Annotated in this window: 17 protein-coding genes; 8 read left to right on the top strand and 9 right to left on the bottom strand. The window is 74.0% G+C overall.

Features of this window, described 5'->3' with window-relative positions; all coding sequences use genetic code 11:
• Positions 1 to 53 precede the first annotated feature (53 nt).
• Entirely contained in the window at positions 54 to 1,079 is a 1,026-nt protein-coding gene (locus IR170_RS03025; RefSeq protein ID WP_193661138.1) for a hypothetical protein, read from the top strand.
• Positions 1,080 to 1,149: 70 nt separating this feature from the next.
• On the opposite strand, the gene IR170_RS03020 is transcribed toward IR170_RS03025, so the two are convergent.
• Together IR170_RS03020 and IR170_RS03015 are read right to left on the bottom strand one after the other, a co-directional pair.
• A complete protein-coding gene (locus tag IR170_RS03020) occupies positions 1,150 to 2,736 on the bottom strand; it encodes an MXAN_6640 family putative metalloprotease (protein ID WP_193661137.1) in 1,587 nt (528 codons plus the stop codon).
• A gap of 84 nt (positions 2,737 to 2,820) precedes the next feature.
• Positions 2,821 to 3,270, bottom strand: coding sequence for an adenylyltransferase/cytidyltransferase family protein (locus IR170_RS03015; protein ID WP_193661136.1), 450 nt, complete (start codon positions 3,268 to 3,270; stop codon positions 2,821 to 2,823).
• A 48-nt stretch (positions 3,271 to 3,318) separates the two neighbouring features.
• On the opposite strand from IR170_RS03015, the gene IR170_RS03010 reads away from it, so the two are divergent.
• Entirely contained in the window at positions 3,319 to 4,629 is a 1,311-nt protein-coding gene (locus tag IR170_RS03010; protein WP_193661135.1) for a DUF445 domain-containing protein, read from the top strand.
• A 49-nt stretch (positions 4,630 to 4,678) separates the two neighbouring features.
• Entirely contained in the window at positions 4,679 to 4,927 is a 249-nt protein-coding gene (locus tag IR170_RS03005) for an RNA-binding S4 domain-containing protein (RefSeq protein WP_193661134.1), read from the top strand.
• Between the two features lie 58 nt (positions 4,928 to 4,985).
• On the opposite strand, the gene IR170_RS03000 is transcribed toward IR170_RS03005, so the two are convergent.
• Positions 4,986 to 6,149 (bottom strand): lactate 2-monooxygenase, encoded by a 1,164-nt coding sequence (locus IR170_RS03000; protein WP_319804887.1) that lies wholly within the window; start codon positions 6,147 to 6,149, stop codon positions 4,986 to 4,988.
• Positions 6,150 to 6,171: 22 nt separating this feature from the next.
• A complete protein-coding gene (locus tag IR170_RS02995) occupies positions 6,172 to 6,540 on the bottom strand; it encodes an FKBP-type peptidyl-prolyl cis-trans isomerase (protein WP_056864078.1) in 369 nt (122 codons plus the stop codon).
• 205 nt (positions 6,541 to 6,745) lie between these two features.
• On the opposite strand from IR170_RS02995, the gene lepB reads away from it, so the two are divergent.
• Positions 6,746 to 7,537 (top strand): signal peptidase I, encoded by a 792-nt coding sequence (gene lepB / locus IR170_RS02990; RefSeq protein WP_319804886.1) that lies wholly within the window; start codon positions 6,746 to 6,748, stop codon positions 7,535 to 7,537.
• 38 nt (positions 7,538 to 7,575) lie between these two features.
• Here the strand turns inward: lepB and IR170_RS02985 are convergent, their stop codons facing one another.
• The 5 genes from IR170_RS02985 to IR170_RS02965 form a co-directional block, all read right to left on the bottom strand.
• Positions 7,576 to 8,007: a CBS domain-containing protein gene (locus IR170_RS02985; RefSeq protein ID WP_193661133.1), complete on the bottom strand. Its 432-nt coding sequence runs from the start codon at positions 8,005 to 8,007 to the stop codon at positions 7,576 to 7,578.
• Between the two features lie 72 nt (positions 8,008 to 8,079).
• Entirely contained in the window at positions 8,080 to 9,006 is a 927-nt protein-coding gene (gene hisN, locus IR170_RS02980; protein WP_319804885.1) for a histidinol-phosphatase, read from the bottom strand.
• A 78-nt stretch (positions 9,007 to 9,084) separates the two neighbouring features.
• Entirely contained in the window at positions 9,085 to 10,095 is a 1,011-nt protein-coding gene (gene rsgA / locus IR170_RS02975) for a ribosome small subunit-dependent GTPase A (protein ID WP_193661132.1), read from the bottom strand.
• 16 nt (positions 10,096 to 10,111) lie between these two features.
• The gene (gene aroA / locus IR170_RS02970; RefSeq protein ID WP_406603369.1) at positions 10,112 to 11,428 is read right to left on the bottom strand and encodes a 3-phosphoshikimate 1-carboxyvinyltransferase; all 1,317 of its coding nucleotides are present in this window, start codon (positions 11,426 to 11,428) and stop codon (positions 10,112 to 10,114) included.
• Between the two features lie 38 nt (positions 11,429 to 11,466).
• Positions 11,467 to 12,009, bottom strand: coding sequence for a DoxX family membrane protein (locus IR170_RS02965; RefSeq protein WP_193661131.1), 543 nt, complete (start codon positions 12,007 to 12,009; stop codon positions 11,467 to 11,469).
• A 74-nt stretch (positions 12,010 to 12,083) separates the two neighbouring features.
• Between IR170_RS02965 and IR170_RS02960 the strand changes: the two genes are divergently transcribed.
• From IR170_RS02960 to rsrA, 4 genes are all read left to right on the top strand, one after another.
• Positions 12,084 to 12,857 carry an SOS response-associated peptidase gene (locus tag IR170_RS02960; protein WP_193661130.1) on the top strand — a complete coding sequence of 258 codons (774 nt, stop codon included), beginning with the start codon at positions 12,084 to 12,086 and terminating at the stop codon, positions 12,855 to 12,857.
• Between the two features lie 7 nt (positions 12,858 to 12,864).
• Positions 12,865 to 13,500, top strand: coding sequence for an alpha/beta hydrolase family protein (locus IR170_RS02955; protein WP_193661129.1), 636 nt, complete (start codon positions 12,865 to 12,867; stop codon positions 13,498 to 13,500).
• 172 nt (positions 13,501 to 13,672) lie between these two features.
• Positions 13,673 to 14,314 carry a sigma-70 family RNA polymerase sigma factor gene (locus IR170_RS02950; RefSeq protein WP_193661128.1) on the top strand — a complete coding sequence of 214 codons (642 nt, stop codon included), beginning with the start codon at positions 13,673 to 13,675 and terminating at the stop codon, positions 14,312 to 14,314.
• Positions 14,311 to 14,607 (top strand): mycothiol system anti-sigma-R factor, encoded by a 297-nt coding sequence (gene rsrA, locus IR170_RS02945; protein ID WP_056864086.1) that lies wholly within the window; start codon positions 14,311 to 14,313, stop codon positions 14,605 to 14,607. Before IR170_RS02950 ends, rsrA begins: the two co-directional genes overlap by 4 nt.
• Positions 14,608 to 14,609: the final 2 nt, after the last annotated feature.

Genomic DNA, 14,609 nt, shown 5'->3' with positions numbered 1-14,609 from the left:
CTGTCCCTCGGGGGGTGGGGCAACGCGTCATCACCGTCGATGAGGAGAGCCCGGTGTCACCACGTCTACGCGCCGCGATCGCGCGTCGCAGGCTCGACCTGCACCTGGGCTACGGCGCGCTCGCGCTGGGAGCCCTGGCCTTCGTGTGCGTGCTGGTGACCTCGCTGGTCATCACGCAGGTCGCGCCCACCCTGGTCGCCCCGACCGCCGCCGGGCCCGAGCAGGAGGTCATCGGCGCCGAGGTGCTGCGGCCCCTCGACGCCCCGGTCACGCCGTCGGCCCCGGTCGGGGACGACGACGCCCCGCGCGAGCCCGCGCGGGGCGACCGCTCCGGTGCCCCGTCCGCGGGGGGCTCCGACCGGAACGCCCCCGAGTCCGAGGCGGGGTCCGAGGCAGGGTCGGTCACCGGGTCCGCCACCGGATCCGATGTCGGGACCGGAGTGACGGGCGCCGGCGTCGAGCCGGCCGCCCCCGCGACCGACCAGCCCGCCGACGACGGCACCGACCCGGTCCGGTCCCCGCAGCAGGCGATCGGGGCGGAGGCCGGCACCGGAGCCCAGCCCGCCCAGCCCGCCCAGCCCGACGGCGGCCAGCCCGTGCCGGGCAACGGCAACGGCAACGGCCCGTCCACCTCGCCGGGTGACAACGGCAACGGCAACGGTCCGTCGGCCTCGCCGGGCGACAACGGCAACGGCAACGGCAACGGGGGGAGCAGCCCCGGCAAGGGCCACGGCGTCGTGTCGGTGATCGTCGACCCCGTGGTCGAGGTGATCGTCGACGAGGTCGACGACGTGGACGGCGACGACGGGCTCGACCCGGTCGTCGACCCGGTGCTCGGCGGGCTGCCCGACGTCGTCGACGAGGTCACCGACGTGGTGGACGCCCTCGAGCCCGACCCGGCTCCTGTCGAGGCCGACCCGGAGCCGGCCCCCGAGACGGAGCCGGCCCCCGAGCCCGAGACCGCTCCCCAGCCCGAGACCGCCCCGGAGACCGAGGACGCCCCCGAGACCGACGACGCACCGGCGCCGGGGTCCGACGACGCGCTCCAGCCCGACGCCGCGGTGCTCGGTCGCTCCTGACCCGGCACCCCGGCCCGCACGCACGAAGGCCCCCTCCCGAGGGAGGGGGCCTTCGCACGTCGCGGGTCGGTCAGCGGGACTTCTTGTAGACCTTCACGCTCACGCGGAACTTCTTGCCCTCGTCGCGCGGGGTGCCGCCGCAGGAGTAGATGCTGCCGCCGCCGCAGTCGGCGAAGCGGGTGGAGGCGTTGACGGTGGAGACCACGGCCTCGCGCACCTTCCTCGCGGAGAACGGGAGGACCACGCTGCCGCGACCGTCACGGTTGAGCCGGATCGCCTTCTCCACCCAGGCGCCACGGGTGTTCTTGACCGTCAGGTAGGCGGCCGGTGAGGTCCTGCCCGCAGGGCCGTCGACGGTGATCTTCGCGCGCCACCGGCCCGACTCCAGCGAGCCGCCCGGCACCGCCGCGAAGTTGCGCGCCGCGAGGTGGTTGAGGGTCGCCACGCCGGAGGCGGTGCGCTGGTCCTCGGTGAGCTTCCAGGTCTTGCCGATCTTCGCCGAGGGCCAGCTCCCGCCCTCGGGGTAGAAGCGCCCGGGGGCGACGTTGGCGCCGACGTAGCGGTTGTAGACGGCGCGGAAGCCGCCCCGGCTGCCCAGGACCCGGGTCAGCGCCTTGGTGGAGTAGGTGCGGCCCGCGCCCTTGAACTGGCCGGCGCCGTTCCACACCTTGCGCACGATGCCGGCGCCGTAGCGGACGGTGAGGTACTCCCACCAGGTCCAGTTGCCGTACTGCTGGAAGTTGGAGACGCCCGAGACGTCCATCGAGTAGCCGGGGCGCTGCACCTGGCTGGCGACGAGGTAGCTGCGGTTGTCGTTGACGTCGTCGGCGAAGCGCTCCTCGATCCACGTCGCGGTCGACTCCTTGAACCAGCGGTCGTCGAGGTAGTCGTAGCCGAACTGGATGGCGTGGAAGAACTCGTGGGCGGCCGTGACCCGCAGGCTGTCGCGCGGGGGCGCGGAGAACTGGTCGCGCGAGAAGTCGTTGTCGAGCACGCAGAAGCCGGTGGCCAGGCGCGGCTTGCCCTTGCGGACGTACTCCGGGGCGCAGTAGCCGTAGAGGCCCTGGCTGCCGACGTCGGCGAGGTAGACGTCGAACTTGCCGTTGCCGCCGTTGTTGCGGCCCTTCACGAAGCCGTCGCTGACGGGCTTGCGGTAGCCGAGCTTGCCGACCTCGAAGCGCCACACCTTGTTGAGCAGGGCCAGGTTGCGGTTGACCCAGGTCATGCCGGGCGGGGCGTCGGCGGTGGTCGGCACCCAGTGCAGGCAGAAGTTGCCGGCGCACTTCTTCTTCGACCGCACGGTGTAGCCGTCGCCGTAGACGTCGCCGGCACCGTCGGTGGGGCGGGCGAGCAGGGCCTCGGCGGCGGTGCGCTCAGGGCCCCGGAGGTGGTCGAGGCGGGCGAAGAGGTCGGTCAGCGCGAGGGTCGCGTCGACGCGTCGGACGCCGTCGGAGGGGGCGGCGTCGCCGGTGACCAGGTCGCTGGCGGTGGCGAGCGCGGCTCGGGCCTTCACAGCGGTCGCGTCGCGGTCGGCGGAGGCCACGCCCGCCGTGGCGGCGCGGGGCGCCGTCACGGTGGGGGTGGTGGCCGAGACGGCGGGCGCGGCGGTGAGGGCCGTGCTCAGCGCCACCACGGCGGCGGCGAGGGTACGGCGCATGGGGGAGTCCTCATCAGGTCGGGGAACGGGCCCGGTCAGCCTGCCCCGTGTCGAGCGCTGGGCAAACCCGACGCGCTGGTCGCCTCAGGAGGTGCCGGAGATCTTCTCGATCAGTGCGGTCGTGGAGATCGCCGGGGTACGGGGGAGGTAGACGACCTCGCAGACGTCGCGGAACTCGTCGAAGCGTCCGGCCCAGTCGTCGCCCATCACCAGCACGTCGGCGCCGAAGCGCACGATGTAGTCGCGCTTGAGCTCGAGGCTCTCCTCGAGGAAGACCTCGTCGACCGGCTTGAGGGCGGCCACGATGGCCAGCCGCTCGCCCTCGCTGAAGACCGGCTCGCGACCCTTCTTGCGCAGGTTCAGCGCGTCGGCGGAGACGCCGACCACGAGCCGGTCCCCGAGACCCGCGGCCCGCTCGATGACCCGCAGGTGGCCGACGTGGAACACGTCGAAGGTGCCGAAGGTGATCACCGTGCGCGGGCGCTCGTCGTGCGGGGCCACGGTGCTGGTGGCGGTCTCGTGGTGCGCGGGCATGGGCGGCAGTCTCGCACCCGACGGGGGTAGGTGAGAATCGTGTGCGAGATGACGACACCGACGAGCACCGCCACGTCCGAGGCCACCGGCTCCGGCCCCTCCGGCCTGCCCCTGCCCTCCGTCGACCCCGGCGCCGACGCCCTGCGCCGCCAGGGCCTGCGCCGGATGCGGGTGGTGGCCGGCTCCCTGCTCGCCTTCGCGGCCGTGGTCTACGTCCTCACGCTGGGCCAGGACGGCTTCTGGGGCTTCGTCAACGCCGGCGCCGAGGCCTCGATGGTCGGCGCCATCGCCGACTGGTTCGCGGTGACCGCGCTCTTCCGTCACCCCCTCGGCCTGCCGATCCCGCACACCGCCCTCGTGCCGCGACGCAAGGACGAGCTCGGCAAGGGCCTCGAGGAGTTCGTGGGGGAGAACTTCCTGCAGGAGTCCATCGTGCGCGAGCGGATCGGCGCCGCCGAGGTCTCGGCGCGCGTGGGGCGGTGGCTCTCCGACCCCGACCACGCCCGGTCGGTGGTCGACGAGGTCTCCGAGGTCGTCGCGACCGGGCTGGCGAAGGTCAAGGACGAGCACGTGCGCGCCGTGGTCCAGGACGCGCTCGTGCCCCGCTTCCACGAGGAGCCCATCTCGCCGTTGCTGGGCAAGCTGCTGGAGGAGGTCATGCGCGACGACCTCCACCACGGCGTCGTCGACCTGGTCCTCGACGAGCTCCACGGCTGGCTGCTGGAGAACCCCGAGACCGTCTCGCAGGTGCTGGAGGAGCGAGCGCCCTGGTGGGCCCCGCCCAGCATCAACGAGAAGATCACCGGGCGCATCCACCTCGAGCTGGTGCGCTGGGTCGCGGACATCCGCGACGACTCCGAGCACCGGGCCCGTCGGGCCCTCGACTCGATGCTGGTCCAGCTGGCGCACGACCTCCTCGACGACCCCGAGACCCAGGAGCGCACCGAGCGGCTCAAGGACCGCCTGCTCGACCAGCCGCAGGTCGTCGCGACGGCCGTGTCGCTGTGGGACGCCCTGCGTCGGGTGCTCACCGCGTCGCTCCAGGACCCCCAGGGGGCGGTGCGCGAGCGACTGCTGGCCGAGGTGGCCCGCTTCGCCCGGCGCCTGGGCGAGGAGCCCGACCTGCGCGCCTCGCTCGACTCGACGATCGCCGATGCCGTCGTGTTCGCCGTCGACCGCTACGGCGACGAGGTGACCACCATCATCTCCAGCACCATCGCGCGCTGGGACGGCAAGGAGGCCGCCGACCGCATCGAGCTGCACGTGGGGCGCGACCTGCAGTTCATCCGGATCAACGGCACGGTCGTCGGCGGGCTCGTCGGCGTGCTGATCCACGCCGTGAGCGTGCTGATCGGCTGACCCGCGGGGCCCGGGCGGTCCGGGCGGCGGCGGGTGGTTGACTGGCGTCGTGCCCAAGCCCGTCGACGTCCCCATCCGTGACCAGGTGATCCGGCTCGGTCAGTTCCTGAAGCTGGCCGATCTGATCGACAGCGGGGCCGAGGCCAAGGAGGTCGTCGCGGCCGGCGACGTGCGCGTCAACGGCGAGGTCGACACGCGTCGCGGGCGCCAGCTCAGGGCCGGAGACGTGGTGGAGCTGCGCGGCCGGGCCGCGCGCGTCGCCGACGGGGGCGCCTTCGACGACGGGCTGCCCTGGTAGGACCCGGGCAGGACCCTGGTGGGACGGGAGGAGCGCGGCCCTCGCCACGCGCCCCGGGTCAGGCCCGCACGACGCAGTGCGGTCCGAGGTCGGCCAGGGACGACCACCCCGCTCCGGCCAGGGTGAGGTCGAGCTCGGCCAGCAGGGAGCGCAGCACGTGCTCCACCCCGGCCTGCCCGCCGAGGGCGAGGCCGTAGAGGTAGGGCCGCCCCAGCAGCACGGCCTCCGCGCCCAGCGCGAGGGCCTTGAGCACGTCGGGCCCCGAGCGCACCCCGGAGTCGAAGAGCACGCACAGGTCCGGCCCCACGGCCTCGGCGATGGCGGGCAGCACGTCGAGGGAGGCCACCGCCCCGTCGACCTGGCGTCCGCCGTGGTTGGACACCACGATGCCGTCCATGCCGTGGTCGCGGGCCAGCCGCGCGTCGTCGACGTGCTGGATGCCCTTGAGCACGATCGGGCCGGCCCACCGCTCGCGCAGCCAGGCCAGCCGGTCCCACGACAGGCCGGGGTGGGGGAAGACCGAGGCGAAGGCCATGCCCGCGGCGCCGGGGTCCTCGGACGCCGGCCGCTCGAGGCGGCGGGTGAAGACCGGGTCGCTGGTGTAGTTGGCGATGCCCTCGCCGGCCAGGAACGGCAGGTAGCCGCGGTCGAGGTCGGCGGGCCGCCACCCCAGCAGGGTGGTGTCGACGGTGACGACCAGGTGGGTGTACCCGCCGCGGTGCGCCCGGTCGAGGAAGCTCTCGCACAGCTCGGGGTCGGAGGGCCAGTAGAGCTGGTACCACCGGCTCCCGTCGCCGGAGGCCCCGGCGGCCTCCTCCAGGGAGTGGCTGGCCTGCGTGGAGTGCACGTAGGTGAGCCCCAGGGCGGTCGCCGCCCGTGCGCTCGCCAGCTCGCCGTCGGGGTGGGCGAGGGTCTGCACCCCCACCGGGCCGAGCAGCACCGGTGCGGCCATCGACGTGCCCAGCACGGTGGTGGCGAGGTCGCGCCGGGCGTGGTCGCGCAGCATCCGCGGCACGATCCGCCACCGCTCGAAGGCGGCCACGTTGGCGCGGGCGGTGGAGCCGCCGCCCGCGCTGGGCACGACGTAGCCCAGCGCGGCCGGCTCCAGCACCTCGGCGGCCCGCGCCTCCAGCCCCGCGAGGTCGGTGGTGATCGCGGGGGTCTGGCCCAGGAACATGCCCTGGGCGTAGATCGCGGTCTGGTGGTCGCCGAAGTGCGTCACGGTCGCCGGTGGCGCGGGGTCGTCAGGAGACCGCGAGCAGGTCGACGACGAAGATCAGCGTCTCGCCCGGCTTGATGACCCCGCCGGCGCCCCGGTCGCCGTACCCGAGGTGCGGCGGGATGACGAGCTTGCGCCGACCGCCCACCTTCATGCCCTGCACGCCGGTGTCCCAGCCGGAGATGACCTGGCCGATGCCGAGGCGGAAGCGCAGCGGCTCGCCGCGGTTGTAGGAGGCGTCGAACTCCTCGCCGGTGGAGTGGGCCACGCCGACGTAGTGCACGGAGACGGTCTGGCCGGCGGCGGCCTCCTCGCCGTCGCCCACCGTGAGGTCGGTGATCTCGAGGTCCTTCGGCGGCTCGAAGTCGGGGAAGTCGATCTCGGGCTTGTCCATGGTGCTCGGTGTCCTCTCGGTGACCTGGTGGCCGGCCCGGTCGGACCGACCGTGGGAGCCTAGCCACCGCGTGTCCCGACCGCGTGCACCGACCGCGCCAGGCGTGCGGGGGACCGTAGGGACACCGGGGTAGGGTCGCGGCGCGCAGGCAGCAGCCGCGCGGCACCGGAAGGACCCCGCGACGCGGGACCGAGAGGGGTGGGCCGTGGCCCAGCACGACGAGCACGGCGCGAGCGACGGCGCCGACGCCCCCGACGGCGCCGACGACTCCGGGCCGGCCCGCCGTCCCCGGCGCCTGCCCGTGTGGCAGGAGTCCATCCTGCTGCTCGTCATGGCCCTCGCCCTGGCGCTGGTCGTCAAGACCTTCTTCGTGCAGGCCTTCTACATCCCCTCGGGCTCCATGGAGCCCGGGCTCGTGCTCAACGACCGCATCCTCGTGCAGAAGGTGTCCTACTGGGGTGGCGGGGACCCCGAGCGCGGCGACGTGGTCGTCTTCGAGGACCCGGGCGACTGGCTCGGCCCGCAGGAGGACGTCGGACCCGGCAACACCCTGACCTCCGTCATGAGCCGCATCGGTCTCTACCCCACCGGCGGCCACCTGGTGAAGCGCGTCATCGGCGTGGCCGGCGACGTCATCGTGTGCTGCGACGACGACGGCCGCCTCACGATCAACGGCGTGCCGCTCGACTCCTCCGACTTCACCCGCAACCGCGCCGACTGCGACGGGCCCATGGTCAACCAGTGCCGCTCCGACTGGGAGGTGGGACCGGTCCCGGAGGGCAGCGTCTTCGTGATGGGCGACCACCGTGACGACTCCGCCGACTCCAGCTTCCACATCTGCCGCAACCCCGACACCGGCTGCGAGGAGGGCGACGAGTACGTCCCCACCGACCTGGTGGTCGGCAAGGTGCTCGCACGGGTCTGGCCCGCCGACCGGTTCTCGGTGCTGCACCGGCCCGAGGCCTTCGACGCCCTCGACCAGGCCCTCCAGGACTGATCCCGGCGTCGCCGCGCCCCGGCCGGCGCGGGTCGGGGTCAGGCCTGGTGGACGTAGCTGTCGAGCTGGTCGCGCTCGAACTGCAGCTGGCCGATCTTGTGCTTCACGGCGTCGCCGATGCTGACGACGCCCACGAGGCGGCCCTCCGCGACGACGGGGACGTGCCGGATCCGGCGCTCGGTCATGGTCGTCATGAGCGCGTCGAGGTCGTCCTCGGGGGTGCAGGTCTCCACCACGGCGGTCATGATCGCGCCGACGGTGTTGTCCACGACCGTGCCGTCGGAGTGCAGGTGGCGCACGACGTCGCGCTCGCTGACGATGCCGTCGAGCGCGGTGCCGTCGGAGCTGACCACGACGGCTCCGATGTTGTGCTCGGCGAGCAGGGCGAGCAGGGTGCGCACCCCGGCGTCGGGCGCGACGGTGACCACGGGGGCGGGGGCCTTGGCGGCCAGGATCTCGGCGACGTGCATGCGCTCTCCTCGGGTCGGCGTGAGCCGACTCTACGAGTGACGCAGGTCACCTGACCAGGTCGACGGTCGGGCCTACTGGTCGTAGACCGGGCCGTCGTCGGCCACGCGGGCGCGTCGGACCCGCAGGTCGGAGACCGACCCCGGCCCCGAGCGGGGCCAGTCGGGGTCCTCGGTGCCCTCGGGGTCGTCGCGCAGCGAGGCCAGGAACGACAGCGCCGGCTCGTGGAGGTGTCCGTTGGAGGCCAGGGCGTTGCCCCCGAAGGGGCCGTCGGTGCCGTCGAGGGCGGTGAAGCGGCCGCCGGCCTCGCGCACGATCACGTCGAGGGCGGCCATGTCGTAGACCTCGAGCTCGGGCTCGGCGGCCAGGTCCACGGCGCCCTCGGCGAGCAGCATGTAGGACCAGAAGTCGCCGTAGGCCCGGGTGCGCCAGCAGCGGCGGGTCAGCGCGAGCATGTCGTCGAGGCGGCCGCGCTCCTCCCAGCCCGAGAGCGAGGAGTAGGACAGCGAGGCGTCCTCGAGCCGGCGCACGTCGGAGACCTGGCAACGGGTGGCCTTGAGCAGGCTCCGACCGGTCCACGCGCCGTTGCCGCTGGAGGCCCACCAGCGTCGCTGCAGCATCGGCGCCGAGACCACCCCGAGCACCACCTCGTCGTCGACGACCAGCGAGATCAGGGTGGCCCACACCGGCACGCCGCGCACGAAGTTCTTGGTGCCGTCGATGGGGTCGATGACCCACCGGCGCTGGCTGTGACCGGTGGAGCCCTGCTCCTCGCCGGTGATGGCGTCGCGGGAGCGGACCTTCGACAGGGTGCGCCGGATGCTCTCCTCGACGGCCTGGTCGGCGTCGGTGACCGGGGTGAGGTCGGGCTTGCTCATCACGTGCAGGTCGAGCGCCTTGAAGCGGTCGGTGGTCAGCGAGTCGGCGTCGTCGGCGAGCACGTGGGCCAGGCGCAGGTCGTCGGTGTAGTCGCGGTGCACGGTGTCAGAGGAGGTGGCCACGGAGGACAGGCTACGGTCCGGCGGCGCGCGCGGGTGCCGCGACCACGCCACCGGGCCCCGGCGAGGGGCGCGGCGCGCTCACCAGTCGTGGTGGCTGCGGGCCGCCAGCAGCCGGCGGAACGACTCCACGCGCTCGACGTCGGCCTGCCCGGCGGCCACCGCCTCGTCGAGCCCGCACTCCGGCTCCTCGGTGCCGTGGGTGCAGCCCCGGGGACAGTCCTCGGTCATCTCGTCGAGGTCGGGGAAGGCCTCGATGAGGTGCTCGGGCTCGACGTGGGCCAGGCCGAAGGAGCGGATGCCGGGGGTGTCGATGATCCACCCGCGGTCGTCGGGGTCGCCGGGGTCCGACGGCGGGAGCGCGAGCATGTACGCCGAGGTCGAGGTGTGCCGCCCGCGGCCGGTGACGGCGTTGACGTGGCTGACCGCGCGCCCGGCGTCGGGCACGAGCGCGTTGACCAGGGTCGACTTGCCCACGCCGCTGTGGCCGACCAGCACGCTGGTGCGCCCGGCGAGGCGCTCGCGCAGCACGCCGACGTCGCCGCCCCGCTGCGTGACGACCCACGGCACGCCGAGGGCGCGGTAGGTGGACAGGAAGGCCTCGGGGTCGGCCAGGTCGGCCTTGGTCAGGCACAGCAGGGGAGCCATGCCGGCGTCGTAGGCCGCGACGAGGGCGCGGTCGACCAGGCCGGTGCGCGGCTCGGGGTCGGCCAGCGCCACCACGACCACGAGCTGCTCGGCGTTGCTGACGATCACCCGCTCCACCGGGTCGTCGTCGTCAGCGGTGCGGCGCAGGGTGGTGAGCCGCTCGGTCACCTCCACGATGCGGGCCAGGCTGCCGTCGTCGCCCGAGGTGTCGCCCACGACCCGCACGCGGTCCCCGACGACCACCCCCTTGCGCCCGAGCGGGCGGGCCTTCATGGCCATCGCCCGGTGCTCGTCGACGAGGAGGGTGAAGCGACCCCGGTCGACGGTGACGACCCGTCCCTCGACGGCGTCGTCGTAGGAGGGCCGCTCCTTGGTGCGCGGGCGGGTGCGGCGCCGTGGGCGCTCGTAGTGCTCGTGGTCGTGCTCGGAGTAGCGCCCGCTCACGCCGCGGCCCCCCGGGTCACCGGAAGAGGTCCGACCAGAAGCCGGCGAAGTCGGGGAAGGTCTTGCCGGTGGTGGCGACGTCCTCGACCAGCACACCGGGCACGGCCGCCCCCACGATCACCGCGGCGTGGGCCATGCGGTGGTCGGCGTAGGTGTGGAACGTGCCGCCGTGCAGCGGCGCCGGGCGGAGCGACAGCCCGTCGGCGTGCTCGCTCACGTCGGCGCCCAACGCCGTCAGCTCGGTCGCCAGGGCCGTGATCCGGTCGGTCTCGTGGTGGCGGATGTGGGCGATCCCGCGCAGGTGGGACGGGGTCGTGGCCAGCGCGCAGAGGGCGGCGACCGCCGGGGCGAGCTCGCCGACGTCGTGCAGGTCGTGGTCGATGCCCAGCAGCGCCGTGGGACCGGTCACGCGCAGGCCCGCACCGCCCAGCTCGACCTCGCAGCCCATCAGGGCCAGGATCTCGCGCAGCGCGTCGCCGGCCTGGGTGGTGCGGCGGGGCCAGTCACGCACCGTCACCGTGCCGCCGGTGACGGCGGCGAGGGCCAGGAAGGGCGCGGCGTTGGACAGGTCGGGCTCGACCGTCCGGTCGACCGGGGCCACCGGTCCGGGCGCGACGCGCCAGCGGTCGGGCTCGCTGTCGTCGACCTCCACGCCGTGCTCGCGCACCATCGCGACGGTCATCTCGATGTGGGGCAGCGACGGCACCGGCTCCCCGTCGTGGCGTACGTCGACGCCGCGCTCGTAGCGCGCCCCGGCGAGCAGCAGGGCGCTGACGAACTGCGAGGACGAGGAGGCATCGAGGAGCACCGTGCCGCCGTGCACGGCGCCGGCGCCGTGCACGGCGAAGGGCAGCGCTCCGCGCCCGCCGTCGTCGACGTCGGCGCCGAGGGCGCGCAGCGAGTCGAGCACCCCGCCGACCGGGCGGGTGCGCATGTGGGGGTCGCCGTCGAAGGTGACCGTGCCGTCGGCGAGAGCGGCCACCGGGGGCACGAAGCGCATGACCGTGCCGGCCAGGCCGCAGTCGACGTGGGCCGGGCCGCGCAGGTCGCCGGGCGTCACGGTCCAGTCCTCGCCGGTGGTGTCGACCGTGGCGCCGAGGCCGGTCAGGGCCGCCGCCATGAGCGTCGTGTCGCGCGAGCGCAGGGCGCGGCGCACGACCGACGGTCCATCGGCGATCGCGGCCAGCAGCAGGGCGCGGTTGGTGATCGACTTGCTGCCCGGGAGCGACACGACCGCCTCCACCGGGCCGGTCGCGCGCGGGGCGGGCCACAGGTCGGTGGGGCGGTCGGGTGCGGTGCGGTCGTCGGCGGCCTCGTCGGGGGTGGTCCTCACCCGCGTGAGACTACCGAGACCCGGTGTCGCTGCCTCGGTCAGGAGACCTTCGCCTTGGCCACGCGGGCCTCCTGGCGCGCCGCGGTCGCGATCAGCTTGGCCTGGTGCTTGGCCTCGCGGCGGGTGTCCTTGGCGACGCGGCGCGCGCGGTAGGCCACGCCGGGCTGGCCGTCGGTGTCGCCGGCGGCGATGATGAGGCCGCCGATGAGCGAGAGGTTCTTGAAGAACTGCAGCGTGTGGGTCTGCTTGGCGGCCGGGTCGGTCTCCGACCAGAAGGGGTGGCCGGCGATGGTGGTCGGCACCAGGGAGGCCACGAGGACGCCGGCGCCCAAGCGGGGGGCGCGACCGGTGGCCAGCGCGAGCGCGGCGCCGATCTGCACGCCGGCGTTGAGCCTGACCAGGGTCGCGGTGTCGGTGGGGATGGGAGCGCCGGGCACGGCCTTGCGCACGGCGGGCACGACGCGGTCGGTCACGCGGGCCGCCTTGGGGGCCAGGGCGGAGGAGTTGCGCAGCGCGGTCTGGGCGCCGTAGACGACACCGGCGGCGAGGAGGGGACGGGCGATCAGTCGGCTCAGGCTCATGGGCCCTTCCTACCGCACCGTCGCCGCCGACGTCCTCACCCCGAGGGTGGCGGGGAGTGCCTACAGTGAGCCCCATGTGCGGCAGGTACGCGTCGAGTCGACGCCCCGAGGACCTGGTCGACGAGTTCGAGGTCGCCGACGCCCTGCTGGCCGCGCCCCTCGACCCCGACTGGAACGTCGCCCCCACCAAGGAGGTCTACGCCGTGCTCGAGCGCCCGGCGAAGGAGGACCGCCCGCAGGTGCGCCAGCTGCGTGCGCTGCGCTGGGGGCTGGTGCCGTCGTGGGCCAAGGACCCCGCCATCGGAGGCCGCATGATCAACGCGCGCATGGAGACGGTGGCCGAGAAGCCCGCCTTCCGCCGCGCCTTCGCCGCCCGCCGCTGCCTGCTGCCCGCCGACGGCTACTACGAGTGGTACGCCACCCGTGCGACGTCACCCGGGGGGAAGGCGCGCAAGCAGCCCTTCTTCATCCGCCCCCGTGACGGCTCGGTGCTCGCCATGGCGGGTCTCTACGAGATCTGGCGCGACCCCGACCGGGCCGACGACGACCCCGAGCGCTTCCGCTGGACCTGCACCGTGCTGACCACCGCGGCCGAGGACGCCTTGGGCCACATCCACGACCGGATGCCCCTGATGGTGCCGCGCGAGCGACGCGACGCCTGGCTCGACCCCTCCGGTGGCGGTGCGGGTGACCCGCGCGACCTGCTCGTGCCGGCCGCCCCGGGCGAGCTCGAGGCGGTCGCCGTCTCGACCCTGGTGTCCAACGTGCGCAACAACGGCCCCGAGCTGGTGCGACCGCTGCCCCTCGAGGACGTGCCCGACGACCTGCGCGAGCAGGACGGCCGGTGACGCGTCGGTGACGAGGACCGAGCGACGGATCGCCACCCCGCACGGCGAGGCCAGGCTGGTCACCGACCGCGCCCCCAAGCCCCGCGCGAGCCTGCTGCTCAGCCACGGCGCGGGCGCGGGCATCGACACCTGGGACCTCGAGCTGCTGGCCGACCGACTGCCGCGACGAGGCTTCACCGTCGTGCGGCTCGAGCAGCCCTGGAAGGTCGCGGGCCGCCGGATCGCCACGCCGCCCCCGACGCTCGACGAGGGGCTGGTCGCGGGGGCCGACGCCCTGCGCGGACGCGTGCCCCTGCTCATCGGCGGCCGCTCGGCCGGGGCGCGCTCGGCGGCACGCTGCGCCCGGGGCCTGGGCGCGGTGGGGGTGCTGGCGCTGTCGTTCCCGCTGCACCCGCCCGGTCGCCCCGAGCGCTCGCGCCTGCCGGAGCTGCGCGGGGCCCGACTGCCGCTGCTGGTGGTGCAGGGCGAGCGCGACCCGATGGGCCGCCCCGAGGAGCTGCCCCCCGACGTCGAGACCGTCGTCGTGCCCGGTGGCGACCACGGACTGAAGGTGCCGGCCCGCGCCGCCCTCGGCCAGGAGGAGGCGGGCGAGCTGGTCGTCGACGAGGTCGTGGCCTGGCTGGGCAGGGTCGTCGGGGGCTGAGCCTCCCCGCGACCGCCGCGAGGCGGCCCCGCGGGTGGAACCGAGCGTCGGCACGGGGAATGGGCGGCAGGGGCGGGGCGTTCCACCTGACGTGATCGCACTTCTGGAACCTCCCGCCACGCGGCCGTCCCGCGACCCGCGGCCCACCGCCGAGGGCCTAGTCTGGGACGCGATGACCGACACCTTCGAGAGCCCGGCCGATGCGCCGGTCGACCTCGCCACCGAGACCGAGACCGAGCGTTCCGCGCGCTTCGAGCGCGACGCCCTGCCCTTCCTCGACCAGCTCTACTCGGCCGCGATGCGCATGACGCGCAACCCCGCCGACGCCGAGGACCTGGTGCAGGAGACCTTCGCCAAGGCCTACTCCTCCTTCCACCAGTTCAAGCCCGGCACCAACCTCAAGGCCTGGCTCTACCGCATCCTCACCAACACCTTCATCAACACCTACCGCAAGAAGCAGCGCCAGCCGCAGCAGTCGATGTCGGAGGACGTCGAGGACTGGCAGCTGGCCCGCGCGGAGTCGCACACCTCCACCGGCCTGAAGTCGGCCGAGACCGAGGCGCTGGAGCACCTGCCCGACTCGCAGGTCAAGGACGCCCTGCAGCGCCTGCCCGAGGAGTTCCGCCTCGCGGTCTACCTCGCCGACGTGGAGGGCTTCGCCTACAAGGAGATCGCCGAGATCATGGAGACGCCGATCGGCACCGTGATGTCGCGACTGCACCGCGGCCGTCGCCAGCTGCGCGACATGCTCACCGACTACGCCCGCTCGCGCGACCTCACCGCAGCGGCCCGCCTCGAGGGGGAGAAGGCATGACGCAGGAGCACGCCGGGCACGACCACGCCGGCCCCGAGGAGGTGTCGGCCAGCGACTGCGCCGACTACCTCGAGCAGATCGTCTACTTCATCGACAACGAGCTCGACGCCGCCGACTGCGCCGCCGTGCAGGTGCACCTCGACACGTGCAACCCGTGCCTGGAGAAGTACGACCTCCAGCGCACCGTCAAGCAGATCGTGGCCCGCTCCTGCTCGGAGTCGGCGCCCGACGAGCTGCGCCAGCGCGTGATGCTGCGCGTGCGCGAGGTCCAGCTGCGACTCAGCGAGTCCTGAGC

This window comes from Nocardioides kribbensis, from assembly GCF_015070375.1.
Classification (GTDB): domain Bacteria; phylum Actinomycetota; class Actinomycetes; order Propionibacteriales; family Nocardioidaceae; genus Nocardioides; species Nocardioides kribbensis.
The sequence above is the reverse complement of the archived record's forward strand: the minus strand, read 5'-3'. Positions and strand labels throughout refer to the sequence as shown.

Bases quoted from the DNA above. Each gene is read 5' to 3' on its own strand.
- IR170_RS02950 (WP_193661128.1), top strand. From the start codon at position 13,673: ATGACCGACACCTTCGAGAGCCCGGCCGATGCGCCGGTCGACCTCGCC.
- IR170_RS03020 (WP_193661137.1), bottom strand. From the start codon at position 2,736: ATGCGCCGTACCCTCGCCGCCGCCGTGGTGGCGCTGAGCACGGCCCTC.
- rsrA (WP_056864086.1), top strand. From the start codon at position 14,311: ATGACGCAGGAGCACGCCGGGCACGACCACGCCGGCCCCGAGGAGGTG.
- IR170_RS02965 (WP_193661131.1), bottom strand. From the start codon at position 12,009: ATGAGCCTGAGCCGACTGATCGCCCGTCCCCTCCTCGCCGCCGGTGTC.
- IR170_RS03015 (WP_193661136.1), bottom strand. From the start codon at position 3,270: ATGCCCGCGCACCACGAGACCGCCACCAGCACCGTGGCCCCGCACGAC.
- IR170_RS02985 (WP_193661133.1), bottom strand. From the start codon at position 8,007: ATGCACGTCGCCGAGATCCTGGCCGCCAAGGCCCCCGCCCCCGTGGTC.
- IR170_RS03010 (WP_193661135.1), top strand. From the start codon at position 3,319: ATGACGACACCGACGAGCACCGCCACGTCCGAGGCCACCGGCTCCGGC.
- IR170_RS02995 (WP_056864078.1), bottom strand. From the start codon at position 6,540: ATGGACAAGCCCGAGATCGACTTCCCCGACTTCGAGCCGCCGAAGGAC.
- IR170_RS02960 (WP_193661130.1), top strand. From the start codon at position 12,084: ATGTGCGGCAGGTACGCGTCGAGTCGACGCCCCGAGGACCTGGTCGAC.